Raw genomic sequence first — 13558 nt, 5'->3', positions numbered from 1 at the left:
TCATGACGCCGAGGCCGCGATCCAGGCGGCTGGCGGCCATGCGTTCCTCCCGCTGGACGCCTACGTCGGGGTCTATCACGACGTCTGGCGGGGCGATGCGACGGTCAAAAAGGTGGGGGGCAAACTGCGCCTGGTGTTCAGCCGCACCACCGAATTGCAGGGCGACCTCCAGCCGACGAAGGGCAATGTCTTCGCGGTGCGCTGGGACAATCGGAGCATCATGGCGGACGCCCTGGTGAACTTCCGCACCGGCCTGAACGGCGCGGTCAGCGGCATGACCATGGCGCCGCTGTCGCCGACCACCGACTTCAGCTTCGATTTCCAGGACCTCGACTTCACGAAACTGGCCAACGGGTCTCAATAAGCGGGTGCGGCGCGGCGGGACGATCAGCGTCAGCCCCCAGGTTGCCAGCTGCCAAAGACAGCCCGCAGACCCCGCGAGAACCCGCTGCCGGGAATGGATTCGTGAGTTTCGTCAGGAAGCACCAGGGTTGTCAGGTTCAATCCCGGATAGCCGCGCTTATCCATCTTCGCCTGGAGCTCAGGGATAAGCTCCGCACCGCGCATCCAGCCGGCGTCATCTGAGCGCGCGAGCGTTCTTTCTATGGCTTTTCTCGCCTCTCCCTCGGAAAGTTGCAGGCTGCGCTCCAGGATGGCCTTGTGCCTGGCGGCGGTCTCCAGCCCCCCGAACGTCGCGAATACCCTTGCTGGCAGGTCATGGTGGGCCGCGGCGTATGCTGCTTCCCAGGCCCAGACCTCATAGTCGTTCCACCACCAGGACGGACTGACGATGACATAGCGTTGGAAGCGGTCCGGCTCATGGAGCAGGACCCAGGACGCGAACAGGCCTCCGAGCGAATTCCCCAGGATGGTCGTGTCGGTTCGGCTCGCCGGGTAGGCGGATTCCAGAGCGAGCTTCAGCTCGTCGCACAGGAAGGCCAGGAAGGCGTCCGCGCCGCCGTGGGTCACCCCGAGCGCGCGGTTCATGGCCTTCATCTCCGCCTCGAGCTCGCCACCGGCGTTGGGCGTCAGATCGCCTTGGCGTCGAAAGCCGTCCTTTTCGAAGAAGCTCTCGTCGCCGGCATAGCCCACGCCCACCACGAAGGCCGGCGGCATCTGGCGCATCGCGCTCAGGATCTGGACCTGGGCATGGACGATGGCGAAGTTCAGCTTGCCATCCAGCACGTAGATGACGGGATGCCGTGTGTCCTCGCCGCCCTCGGGCTCGCCAACGAAGGGCAGGAGCGGGCCGCCCACGAACACGCGATAGGCCTCGCTGTTCGACTGCGCGACCACGTCATAGTAGCGGCTGTCATAAAGCCCGCGCATCGCTACGCCGGCACCGCGATCCAAGGTGAACGTCATTTCCGGTTCTCCCGAACTACCGATAGGCGACATCATCGACTGAACGTTCGTTCATTCGCATTGAGCTGTCGTACGGTCAAGACGATTGAACGCTCATTCATTGTTGTGGGCAGGGGTCTGACCTATCCTCGCGCCTGGGTTCGGAGTGGGTGGGCGCTATGGTCAAAGCGGAGCGCAGGCGAACAGAGTCGCCCGAAGTGCGTCGGGCGCAAATTCTTGAAGCCGCCAAGTCATGTTTCAGGAAGGTTGGATTTCACGAGACGCGCGTCGCTGAGATCGCCGAATTGGCCGGCGTCAGCGTCGGCCTCGTCTATCAGTATTTCCCTGGTAAGGAGGCGCTCATCGCGGCCATCGTGGCCGAAGACATGCATTCTCAGATGCGAGAACTCGAGCATGCCCTCGACGCAGGCCAGGGGAATGCAGCGGATGTCATCGAGCATCTGACGAAGAGCCTGCGGGCCATGATCCTCGATAGGGGGCGAACCGCGCTCATGATCGAGATCGCCGCGGAGACGGCGCGCAGCGACAAGATCAAGGCCTTGGCAAGGTCGATCCAGGCCGAGGCTTCGGAAAGCCTACGCGACCGTCTTTCTCGCCTCATTCCAACCGGGATGAGCGCCAGCGAGCTGGAGGTGCGGCTGCATCTATTGTCCGGGCTCGTCACCGGCGCGGGCATCCAGTTCTACTCGCGCCCCGAGCTTGATGCTGACCTGCTTTTCAAGCTGGCGGAGCGGGCGGCAAGAAACATCCTCGCGCCACTGTGAACGGATCGATCACTGGACGGCCGGTTCGACCGCCGGCTGGCCGGCCGCGGCCGCCGGCCGGGACAGCTGCCACACCCCGAAGGTCAACAGCGGCGCGACGTAGATCGCCAGCAGCACATAGGACAGCCAGCGGTAGCCGTTGGCGATCAGCGACACCAGGCCAACGCGATCGGCGACGAACACCGAGCCGGCGAGAATCGCCACCGTCACCGCCAGCCGCATGGGCTTGGTGAAGGTCCGCTCGTCGCCCCGCCGATAGGCCTGGGCGATGCGTTCGTTGATGGCGTGGACGCCGCCGGTTCCGCTCTCCAGCAAGGCGGCGAAGATCATCACCTGGAAAAGGATCCGGAAGGCCGGGAAACCCAACTGGCCCAGCAGGAAGTCGGACGGCAGGACCTGCTGCTGGATCGTCGGGTAGAAGCCCGCCATGACGATGAAGAACAGGACCGCCGGCGCCATGGCAAGCGGGCCCGCCAGCACGCCGGCGATGACGGCGTCCTTCCGGGAGGTCAGGTGCCGGGTGACCGGCAGGATGATGATCGCACCGATGATGTTGTAGCCGGCGTAGGTCAGGCCTCCGACGGGCCAGCCGGTGGTCGGCGTCTCGGTGGCGAAGGCCGTGCCGATCCGGCCGCCGAACTTCAGCAACGACAGGACCAGGAAGACCGCATAGGTGCCGTAGAGCAGGAACGAGACGTATTTGAAGAGCCGCTCGACCGAGTCGTTTCCCCAGGCCGCGACCAGGGTGATCAGAGCCATCAGCGCCAGGGCGCCGGCGATGGGCGGCAGGCCGAACACCGCATGCGCGATGGCTCCAGCCGCGGCCGCGAAAGCCGCCAGGATGACCACCAGCGCCGCCAGATAGGCGACCTCATAGAGCGGCCAGAACCGGCCCAGCAGGTTCTTGAAGAAGGTCCGGTAGTCGCGGCTCGAGGTGCGCAGGGCGAACAGGAACGTGACCGCGCAGACCGTGCTCCAGATCACCATTGCCAGGAGCATGGCGTAGAGCCCGCCCCGAGGTCCGCTGGGCAGGAAGTACGATGCTAGCTCTCTTCCCGTGGCGTAGCCGCCGCCGATGACTACCGCCTTGAAGGCGAGCCCCGGCAGCAGCCACCGTTGGAACCAACCGGTCTTCTCGCTCACGTCGGTGTCTCCTTGATGCGACGGGAGACGCAGCGTGCGCGCGCCCCGGGCATCTATGGCCGCCATCCGGCGAGTTTTCGAACCTAGCTATGGTTTCCAATTATGCAAATGAACACCCAACCCACAGGCTTTGATGACTCATCTTTCCCATTTGGAAAATCTCGCCTACCTCTAGTCGTCCGGCGACGCTCGTCGTTCCGGCCGTTCCGAAGAGAACCAGGGGCAGTGAAATGGCTGGACTCGACAGGCACGCCGCAGTCCGGGTCATGCGCGCCCTCACTCTGGCCGGTCTCGCCTCCTTGCTCACGGCGCAGGCGCGGGCCGATGACCTCGACAGCCTTGTGGCAAAGGCCAACCCAAGCGCGCCGGGGTGTGCGGTGGGCGTGTCCCGGCAGGGTCAGCCGACGCAGTTCCGGGCCAGGGGGCTCGCCGACCTGGAGCACGGCGTGCCGATCACGCCGGAAACCATCTTCGAAGCCGGCTCGGTCTCCAAGCAATTCACCGCCGCGGCGGTGCTGACGCTGGTCCAGGACGGCAAGATCAAGCTCAGCGACGATATCCGTAAATACCTACCGGAGATGCCTGGCTACGGGGCGCCCATCACCATTGACCACCTGCTGTCCCACACCAGCGGACTGCGCGACTGGGGCGAGGTGGCGGCGCTCGCCGGATGGCCTCGTGGCAGCCGCGTCTACACCAATGACGAGGCGCTTTGGATCGCCTCTCGCCAAACGGCGCTGAACTATCCCTTGGGGTCGGCCTATTCCTACACCAATACTGGCTATAGCCTGGCGGCGCTGATCGTCGCCCGGGTGAGCGGTCAATCCTTCGCCGACTTTACGCGCGACCGGCTCTTCAAGCCCCTCGGCATGACCCACAGTCAATGGCGGGATGACTTTACACGCATAGTCCCGGGGCGGGCCCAAGCCTATGAGCCCGGCCCGGGCGGCCAGCAGTTGGATATGCCGTTCGAGGATGGCTATGGAAACGGCGGTCTCCTGACGACGGTCGGCGACCTGCTGATCTGGAATGACGCCCTGACCAAGGGTGCGCTCGGCGCCGCCGTCACCGAACGGATGCAGCAGCAGGCGGTGCTCACCGGCGGCCGCAAGATCGAGTATGCCCGCGGCCTCTTCATCACCGCCTATCATGACGTCCGAGAGATCAGCCATTCCGGCGCGACCGGCGGTTACCGCGCCTGGCTGGGGCGCTATCCCGACCAGGGACTTTCCATCGCTGTCCTTTGCAATGCCGGGGACGCCGATGCCGGCCGGCAGGCCCACGAGATCGCCAACCTCTACCTGCCGCCTGCGCCAACCGCCGCCCCGAGCGCGGAGCCGACTTCGGCAGGTGAACTGGCGCAGAGGCCGGGCCTCTATGTCCAGGAGGGGGCGGTGGGACTTCTGCGGCTGGCGGCCGAAGGGGATCACTTGCGCCAGCTGGGCGGCCCGTCACTCGCGCCGGCTGGCCCGGGACGCTACCGGGCCGGCGCGGTCCTCCTGGTCTTCCGCCCGAACGGCGACCTGGAGCGGCGATCGCCCGATGGGAGCATCGGTGTGTTCCACCGCGAACCGCCAGCCCATCCGACGCCGGCCGAGTTGGGTGCGATCGTCGGAACCTATGCAAGCGAAGAGGCCAACGCCACGATCCGCATCGGCCTGCGCGCCGGCAAGCTGGTGGTCATCCCGGCGGACCGCCCCAGCGCCGCGGCGCTGATCGAACCACTTTTCAAGGACGGCTTCAGCTACCCCGGCGGCGGCGTGATCCGCGTTACGCGCGGCGTGGCGGGTCAGGTCGAAGGCTTCCGCTACCAGGGCGGCCGGGTCTGGGACTTCGCCTTCCGGCGCGTCGGATCCTGAAAAGAGTCACTCCACGGATATTCACGTCAAGAGCCGCGGGCAGCGGTTGGAAGGTGGTCGCCAGCTGGAAGCCGCCCGAGGCTCAGGGGCGACCCGTGGGCGTGTCCAGCCCTGCCAGGGTGGCCGTGGACGGCAACTCCTGCGCCTGAAGCCGGATGGCGACCTGCTCGGCTTCCGCCATCACCCGCAGGACGTTGCCGCCGGCGACCTTGGCGATGTCGGCGTCGCTCCAGCCGCGGCGCATGAGCTCCAGCAACAGAGCCGGATACTGATCGACGCCGCTCAAGCCGGTCACGGTCTCGGGAATTCCGTCGAAGTCGGATCCCAGGCCCACATGGTCGACGCCGGCGACCGCGCGCACGTGATCGATGTGGTCGGCCACGTCGGCGATCGTCACCGGCGGCTCCGGATGGGCTTGCTCCCAGGCGGCCAGCGCCGCGCGGGCCTTCTCGGGCTGGCCGAGGTCGATGCCGAAGGTAGGTGCGTTGAGACGCGCCTGCTCCCCGGCGCGCGCGGCCGTCCAGCGGAACCGCGCGTCGGAATCGAACCCGGGATAGAAGTTGATCATCACCACGCCGCCGTTCTTGGCGACCAGGCGCAGCACATCGTCGGAAACATCGCGCGCGTTGTCGACCAACGCCCTGGCGGACGAGTGGGAGAAGATCACCGGCGCGCGGCTCGTCTGGAGCGCGTCCTTCATGGTGTCTTCGGAGACGTGGGCGAGGTCCACCAGCATGCCGAGGCGGTTCATCTCGCGCACCACCTCCCGGCCGAAGGGGGTCAGGCCGTGGTGGACCGGCTTGTCGGTCGCCGAGTCCGCCCAGGCGGTGTTCCGGGTGTGGGTGAGGGTCATGTAGCGCGCGCCCAGCGCGTACATCTGGCGCAGCACCGGCAGCGAGTCGTTGATCTGGTGACCGCCCTCGACGCCGATCATCGAGGCCACGCGCCCGGCCTTGTGGATCCGCACCACGTCGGCGGCGGTGTAGGCCATCTCCAGGTCGGCGGGATAGCGCTTGGCCAGGGACTTCACGAGGTCGATTTGTTCGATCGTGAGCTGCACGGCCGGCGGTCCCTGGATCTCCACGGGGATGAACACCGACCAGAACTGACCGCCGACACGGCCTTTGTGCAGCCGGGGGATGTCGGTCATCAGCGCGCCCGCGCCGTGCTGAAGGTCGATCAAGGCCGCCTTGTCGGCGAACCGCTCGTGGAGTTCCCACGGCAGGTCGTTGTGCCCGTCGATCAGCGGCGTCTGGGTGAGGATCTTGTCCAAGCGGGTGGCATCGGAGGCGGGGTCCGCGGCGGCCGGAGCCGCTGACGCCAGCCCGAGAACGAGGGCGGTGACGGCGAGGCCGCCGACGGCCTTGCCCGAACGCCTGTCCGCCATCTCAATCTCCGATTTTTCAATTTGCCAATTTGGAAAATTCACCATTGCATGCGCCACGCTCTTTCGTGAAGCTGCATTCGGGCCGTTGCGTGGGCGGGGCGGCAAGGGTGCGGCGACGCCGACGCTGCCCGACGATGGAGGGAAGGCCTCAATGCGAAATCTCAGGGGATTGGTCGCCACCGTCGCGATCGCGGCGATGCTCTCGTCATCCAGCCTTGCGGCGCCTCAGCCGAGCTTTGATGGCTACGGCGACGCGGCGCTCCACGACACCCTGGCCAAGGGCGCGACCGTCGAGTCGAAGCTGCTGATGCCCATGCGCGACGGGGTCGGGCTGGCGACCGACGTCTACCTGCCGAAGGACGCCAAGGGCCCGCTGCCGACGATCTTCTGGCGCACGCCCTATGACTACAACAAGGTCACCGGATCGCTGCTGCGCCTGGCCGTCGAAGCCGTGAACCACGGCTATGCCTTCGTGATCCAGAACGAGCGCGGGCGATATTTCTCGGAGGGAAAATACCAGATCCTCGGCTATCCGCGCACGGACGGCTACGACGCCCTGACCTGGATCTCCCAGCAGCCCTGGTCAAACCACAAGGTGGGGACCCTGGGATGCTCCTCTTCGGCGGAGTGGCAGTTGGCGCTGGCGGGTCAGAAGCATCCGGCCCTGGCCGCCATGGTCGCCATGTCGGCCGGCGCCGGGATCGGCCGCGTGGGGCCGTTCGAGGAACAGGGCAACTGGTACACCGGCGGCGTGCCGCGGACGCTGTTCATCCCGTGGCTCTATGGGGTCGACAACCCGTTGCGGCCCACGCTTCCCGCGGGCCTGGACCAGGCGACCCGCGCGCACATCGGAACCTACAACGATCTGGGCGCCGCCAAGCCCAAGGTCGATTGGCCCAAGCGCATCCGCCACCTGCCGATGATCGACATGCTCACCGGTCTTGGCGAGCCGTCCGCCACCTACGAGCAGTTCATCGTCCGCAAGCCGAATGACCCGGCTTGGTTCCAGGGCGGACTCTATCATGACAGCGACGGCTGGAACGTCCCGACCCTGTGGTTCAACGCCTGGTACGACGTGTCGATCGGACCGAATATGGCGCTCTTCAACCATGCGCGGGAGGCCAGCCCGGACTCGCCGGCCGGCCAGAACCAATATGCGGTGATCGCGCCGATGCCGCACTGCCAGTATTTCAACCTGGGTCCGGACACCGTCGTCGGCGAACGGAACATGGGCGACACCAGCTTCGATACCTACGGCGTGATCTTCAGCTGGTTCGACCGTTGGCTGAAGCCCGACGCGGCGGCGGCGTTCCCCGCGACCACCCCGCATGTGCGCTACTACATGATGGGCGAGAACAAGTGGCGCACGGCCGCCGAATGGCCGCCGAAGGCCGCTGCGCCGATGCGGCTCTACCTGCACAGCCACGGACAGGCCAACAGCCTCTATGGCGACGGCAAGCTCTCCGCGGTGGCCCCGACGGCTGGCGAGGTTTCGGATCGCTTCACCTATGACCCGCTGAACCCCGTCCAGACCATCGGCGGCGGCGACTGCTGCAACGGCGGGATGGTGACGGCGGGCGCCTTCGATCAGCGGCTCGTCGAGGCCCGGCAGGACGTCCTCGTCTACACCAGCGATCCGCTGACCGCCCCGATGGACGTGGCCGGCTGGGTGAAGCCCGTCCTGTTCGTCTCCTCCGACGCCAAGGACACCGACTTTGCGGTGAAGCTCGTCGACGTCGCGCCGGACGGTACAGCCTACATCATCGGCGACACCATCCTGCGGGCCCGCTATCGCAACGGGATGGACCACGACGAGCGGATGAAGCCCGGCGAGAGCTATCGGCTGGAACTGACGCCGATGACGACGGGCATCCGCTTCGAGAAGGGGCATCGGATCCGGGTGGAGGTCACCTCTTCGGACTTCCCGAAGTTCGCGCGCAACCTGAATACCGGCGGCGACAACGTCACCGAGGCCCAGGCTGTCGTGGCGCGCAATGTCGTCCACCACGCGCCGGGCCGCGGATCGTTTCTGGAGTTCTCAGTGATCCCCAGCCCGTGACGGCGACGCCAGGTCGGCGCCGCCGTCGGCCAGGGGATCAAGGCTTCAGCTTGTCTTCCAGGAAGCGCACCGTGGCGGTGTCGGCCTTCACCCAGCTGTCGTAGCGAAGGAATTCGTGGATCTCGTTGGGCAGGATCAGCTCTTCGAACGGCGTCCCCTGCGCTGCCAGGCGCCGGGCGATGTCCGTCGTCTGATCGAAGCGGACATTGCGGTCGTCGTCGCCGTGGATGAGCAGGACCGGAGACTTCCATCCCGCGATCGCGGCCTCCGGTGAGCTGTCGAAGGCGCTTTTCATCATCTCGTCGTGGTCGCCTTGCTCGTATCGTTGCGGGCGGCTGGCGAGGCCGGGGGTCAGTGACCAGTCGTGCACGCCGTGGAAATCGACGCCGGCTTTGAAGATGTCACTGTTGCGCGCCAGGGCCTGCGCGGTCAGCAGGCCGCCGTAGGATCCGCCCCAGATGCCGAGGCGGTTGGGATCGACCTGCGGCAAGGCCTGCAGGAAGTGCGCGCCGGCCACGACATCCTGGTACTCGGAATCGCCGGCCAGGCCGGCCTTCTCGGCATGCTGGAAGGCGCGCCCGTAGCCGATGCCGAGGCGATAGTTGACCGACAGCACCACGAAGCCCCGCGAGGCCAGGTATTGGTTCATCGCATAGGCGTGGGTGTAATAGTCCATGTAGGACCAGCCGAGCAGCATCTGCCTGGGCGGGCCGCCGTGGACGAAGACCAGCGCGGGATGCTTCGCCTTGCCGGCCGGCGGCATGAAGAGCTGGCCGTGGACCAGCAGGCCGTCGGGGGCGGTGAAGGTGACCGGCTTCGGCGGGACGAGCCCGTTGGCGGCATAGTCGCCTTCCGGCGTGGTCACTGGATGAGCGCCGTGTCCGTCCGGGTTCGCGATCGTGACACGCAGCGGCATGGTGGGAGTCGACGAGACATAGGCGACCCGGCCATCGGCGAGAGGCGCGGGCGTCCATTCCAGACCGGTCCCGGGGGTCAGCGCTGTCGGTCCCGGACGATCGATCGCCACCCGGAAGATGTGCCGCCGGTCGGTGTCGCCCTCTGCGGCGCCGCTGTTGGCGCTGAACAGCAGAGCTCGGCGGTCCGGCGTCATCGCAACGTGCTCGACCATGAACGGGCCCGGCGTGAGCAGGCTCGCTTCGCCGCCGGCGGCCGGAAGCGAATAGAGGTGAGGCCATCCGTCCATCTCGGCGCGGAAGGTCAGGCGGTCGCCGGCGCCCCACATGAGGAAGAGGCCGCCGGGAACCTCGGGGAAGGAGCCGTTCAGGTCCGTCGGGCTGCGCCACACTGCGCTGGCCGTGCCGTCGGTCGACGAGCCCACCCAGATCGAGAAGGGGTTTGGCGCTTCCACGAGGGACGACGCCAGCGGGCCGGCGATGCCGGCCATGCGCGAGAAGGCGATGCGCTGGCCGTCCGGCGACCAGACCGGATTGCCGTCGAACGCGGTCGCGGGTGCGAGCCAGGTCAACGGATGGTCAGGGCCGCTGTAGACGCCGATGAAGCTGTGGTCGCCCCGGCGCGACACAAACGCTAGCCGCGTCCCGTCCGGGGACCACGCCAACTGGCCAACTCGGCCGCGGTCGTAGAACAGTTTTTTCGGCTTTTCCTTACCTGTGACGTCGGCCGTCCAGACCTGGCCTTCCTTCAGGTAGACGAGCTGGCCTGTGGAGGAGAGCAGGGGCGCTTCGGCGTCCTGCACCAGCCGCACCGGCGCGCCGCCGGCCACTGAGATCCAGATCTCCTTGTGCGGCTGCTCGACCGCCGACGCGGGATTGGGCGGCGGCATGCCGTTCGCCCAGCCGTTGCCCTCACCGCCGCCGCGGGTCCAGGCCAGGATCTTGCCGTCCGGGGAGAAGTTGAGCGCCGCGAGCTCCATGCCGTCGTCCGCCGTTCCGTCGGTAAGGCGGCGGGGGTGGAAGTCAGGCGCTTCGGCGATCCAGATGTTGCGGGCGCCCTTGTGGGTCTCGGTCCACGCAATCCGGTTCCCGGACTCCGAGGCGGTGAGCGCGTCGATGAAGGAATAGTCCATGAACGCCGCGAGCTTCGCCGGCGGCGCTGCGGGAGCGCCCGGTGCGGCGGCCGCGTCCAGGGCGCCGATCATCGCCACGCCGGCGACGAAGGCGAGCAGAGTCTGTTTGAACATTCGCGGTCCCCTCATTGAACTCATCCGTCCGTCCCACGGCCCGCCGACGGACGGGCCGGGGTCTTCTCTCTCTCTATTCCGCGGGCTTCGCCGGCGTGCTGGCTGGCGCGGACGCCGGTTTCGGCGGAAGCCCCGCGTCGAGCTGGTCCCAGTTGAGGATGGCGTTGAAGGCGAGCGCGTAGCTGCCTTGTGTCTGCCACCGCCAGAATGGCCGGAGCGCGAACATCACCCAGTGCCCCTTACGGTCGGGCACGTCGACGATCAGCGCCTTGCGCGTGAGCGCGCCGCCGCCGTTCAGCATGCCGCTCAACAGGATGCGGTCGGCCTGCGCCGGGAACTGCATCACCGTGCGAGGAAACTGGGTGGGTTCGGCCCCATACGAGCGCCGCCGCGGCGCGGCGGCCTCCGCCGACGCGGCCTCGCGGCGATCCTCCGCAGCCGGGGCTGCGGCCGGGTCCGAGCCGGTCCACGGCGACAGGCGCACAGGCGCGGCGTTGGGCGTGACGTTCTGGGCGACCCTCGCGCCGGCGCCGCCGGCGTCCCCGCCGCCGGATCCGCCGGCCGCTACGGTCACGACCGGCGCGTCGGAGAAGTAGATCGGCAGCTCCTTGCCCGCGTAGCCGTAGGCGATGGGGCTGGCCTGGTCGGCGAACTGACCGCGCAGGATGGCGCCCTTGGTGTAGAGTTCGGGCGGGACCGAGGTGCTGACGCCGGTCGCGAGGCCGTAGGTCGCCAGCATCTCCACTGTCATGCCGTCGCCGATCAGCGTCCCACCGGCCTCGACGAACTTCTTCAGCTCGGCCAGGCCATCAATGCCCAGGCCGCCACGGATGTCGTCGCTGGAATCGACGGCGCCCAGGTTCGGGGTCAGCTCGGTCTTCTTGTAGGGGATCGGTACGTCGCCGTTCATGGGGATGCCGGCCATCTGGTCGCGGGCGCTGGAGCCGGCGCTCGGATAGATGATCACGTCGAACTTCCTGCGCAGGTCGCCCAACCGCACCTTGTTGTCCGCCATATAGGTGTAGGGCACGCCGTAGTGGTCGAGCGCCGCGCGCCACCAGCCCTCGTCCTGGGTGTTCAGCCAGGCGTGCAGGTAGCCGATCCGCGGTATCGTCAGGGGGTGGGTCTTCACGTCGGGCGCAGCTGCGACGGCCTCGCCCTTCAGACCCAGGTCGGCGGCGATTTTCTCGACCGCGGCGCGGGGCGCGTTGGGGATGATGAAGGTCCCGGCGGCGTACTGTTTGCCGCCCGCCTCAAACGCCGCCTCGGCGGCCAGCATCTTCACGTCTTTCAGCCGGAAGCGGAAGCTGATCAGCTCGTTGTCGCCGGTGTGGTTGACGAGGATCGTGGAGCCCGCGCCGCTGATCGCCCCTTTAGGGGCCACGTCGGCGGTGAGCAGGGTCATCGGCTGCGTCAGGACGGCGGTGTCGTGCACCGGTTTCAGCGCCACGTTACGCATCAGCTGCATGGTCCAGCCGGTGTCGTCATAGGGCTGTGGATTGCCTGCGGGGTAGTTCTGCAGGGCGAAGTACATATCGGCGAGCGTGCGGTAGGGCTGATCGGCGCGGATCACATAATCGCCCGCCGCCACCTTCACGCCGCCGGCAGTGAAGCCGCCGTCGGCCGTCGAGACCTCCAAGCCCTGGTGGCGCAGATCGTTGATCATGTCGACGACGTTCAGCCTGGCGGTCTGGTCCGCCGGGATCACCCAGGCGTTGATCGGGCCGGTCTTGCCGCCGTCCACGGCGCGTTGGCTCTTGATCCAGTAGGTCTCGAGATAGAGCTCGCGGTCCTTTGCGACCCTGTTCAGCGCGAACAGCATCGCCGACTCCTGGATGTTGGTGTTGTTGCGCGGGCCCCAGGCGATCGAGGGCAGGGGCGGGTTCTGCCGATACCACTCGCGCGAGGTGACTGTGGGCGCGAGCTTCAGCTCCTTCTGGACGTCGGGGCCGTAGCTCTGGACCTCATAGAAGCGGCCAAACGAGTTGTGGGTGTTGGCGATCCAGAACAGGTAGTTGGGCACCCAGCCGTCGTAGAAGCCGTAGGTGAAGACGCCGGGCACCTTGCGTTTGGCCATCTCGCTGAGTTCGGTTTCCGCCAGCAGCCACCACTCGTCGGTGGCCACGGGATCGAGCGAGGGGTTGTAGGGGCCGGTGCCCGTCGAGACGTAGAGGTAGGACTGCGCCTCGTGCAGGTCGTGCAGCACCGTCGGGTGCCATTCGAGCACGCCTTGGGTGATGGTCTGGGTGAGCTTCAGGTACTGGCCCATGCCGTCGCGATTGTCGTCGTGGGCCACGTACTTGCCCCAATACATCGGCGGCGGCTTCGGCTTGCCGGTCTTCTTCCCGTAGTAGTAGGTGTCGACCACCTTCTCCCGGCCGTCGACCTCCACCACCGGCGTCATGAAGACGATCTCGTTGTTGCGGATCTGCTGGATGAACGGGGTCTCTTCAACGGCCAGCCGGTAAGCCAGCTCGATCAGCATCTCCGGTCCGCCGGTTTCCGTGGAATGGATGCCGGCGGTGATCCAATAGAGCGGCTTGGCGGTCTTGATCAGCCGCTTGGCGTCTTCCGGCGAGGTCTTGCGCGGATCGCCGAGCGCGGCCAGCGCGGCCTTGTTGACGTCGAGGGTCTTGAGCGTCGCCTCATCGGCGATGGCGATGACAAACTGATCACGACCTTCCTCAGTGGTCCCCATCTTCCAGAAGCGCACCCGCGGCGAGGTCCTGGCCAGCTCCTGGTAGTAGCGCTCGATGTCCTTGGCGTAGGTCAGCTCGCCGGGCGTGCCGGGGATGCGGCCGAAGAACTTCAGCGGCGAGG

General features: G+C 66.9%; 9 protein-coding genes. 4 read left to right on the top strand and 5 right to left on the bottom strand.

Annotated elements, in window-relative coordinates; all coding sequences use genetic code 11:
- Nucleotides 1–364, top strand: a 364-nt coding sequence (locus E8A12_RS16355) for a DUF3471 domain-containing protein (RefSeq protein ID WP_293370725.1), incomplete at its 5' end; no start/stop codon positions are given.
- 29 nt (nt 365–393) lie between these two features.
- Here E8A12_RS16355 and E8A12_RS16350 read toward each other — a convergent pair.
- Complete coding sequence (locus E8A12_RS16350) at nt 394–1365, bottom strand: alpha/beta hydrolase-fold protein (protein WP_293370724.1); 972 nt, start codon at nt 1363–1365, stop codon at nt 394–396.
- A gap of 158 nt (nt 1366–1523) precedes the next feature.
- Between E8A12_RS16350 and E8A12_RS16345 the strand changes: the two genes are divergently transcribed.
- Nucleotides 1524–2129: a TetR/AcrR family transcriptional regulator gene (locus E8A12_RS16345; protein WP_293370722.1), complete on the top strand. Its 606-nt coding sequence runs from the start codon at nt 1524–1526 to the stop codon at nt 2127–2129.
- Nucleotides 2130–2138: 9 nt separating this feature from the next.
- On the opposite strand, the gene E8A12_RS16340 is transcribed toward E8A12_RS16345, so the two are convergent.
- Nucleotides 2139–3272 carry a hypothetical protein gene (locus E8A12_RS16340; protein ID WP_293370720.1) on the bottom strand — a complete coding sequence of 378 codons (1134 nt, stop codon included), beginning with the start codon at nt 3270–3272 and terminating at the stop codon, nt 2139–2141.
- Nucleotides 3273–3502: 230 nt separating this feature from the next.
- On the opposite strand from E8A12_RS16340, the gene E8A12_RS16335 reads away from it, so the two are divergent.
- Entirely contained in the window at nt 3503–5131 is a 1629-nt protein-coding gene (locus E8A12_RS16335; RefSeq protein ID WP_293370718.1) for a serine hydrolase domain-containing protein, read from the top strand.
- An 82-nt stretch (nt 5132–5213) separates the two neighbouring features.
- Here the strand turns inward: E8A12_RS16335 and E8A12_RS16330 are convergent, their stop codons facing one another.
- Nucleotides 5214–6518 (bottom strand): dipeptidase, encoded by a 1305-nt coding sequence (locus tag E8A12_RS16330; protein ID WP_293370716.1) that lies wholly within the window; start codon nt 6516–6518, stop codon nt 5214–5216.
- A gap of 151 nt (nt 6519–6669) precedes the next feature.
- Here E8A12_RS16330 and E8A12_RS16325 point away from each other — a divergent pair, with 151 nt between their 5' ends.
- Nucleotides 6670–8577 carry a CocE/NonD family hydrolase gene (locus E8A12_RS16325; protein ID WP_293370714.1) on the top strand — a complete coding sequence of 636 codons (1908 nt, stop codon included), beginning with the start codon at nt 6670–6672 and terminating at the stop codon, nt 8575–8577.
- Between the two features lie 37 nt (nt 8578–8614).
- On the opposite strand, the gene E8A12_RS16320 is transcribed toward E8A12_RS16325, so the two are convergent.
- Both E8A12_RS16320 and E8A12_RS16315 read right to left on the bottom strand, forming a co-directional pair.
- Nucleotides 8615–10738 carry an alpha/beta fold hydrolase gene (locus E8A12_RS16320; RefSeq protein ID WP_293370712.1) on the bottom strand — a complete coding sequence of 708 codons (2124 nt, stop codon included), beginning with the start codon at nt 10736–10738 and terminating at the stop codon, nt 8615–8617.
- A gap of 73 nt (nt 10739–10811) precedes the next feature.
- A partial coding sequence (locus E8A12_RS16315) for a M14 family zinc carboxypeptidase (RefSeq protein ID WP_293370710.1) occupies nt 10812–13558 on the bottom strand: 2747 nt, incomplete at its 5' end.

Origin of the sequence: Phenylobacterium sp., from assembly GCF_004799395.1 — a bacterium.
Classification (GTDB): domain Bacteria; phylum Pseudomonadota; class Alphaproteobacteria; order Caulobacterales; family Caulobacteraceae; genus Phenylobacterium.
Note: the sequence above shows the minus strand (reverse complement) of the source record. Positions and strands in the feature narration are given on the sequence as shown.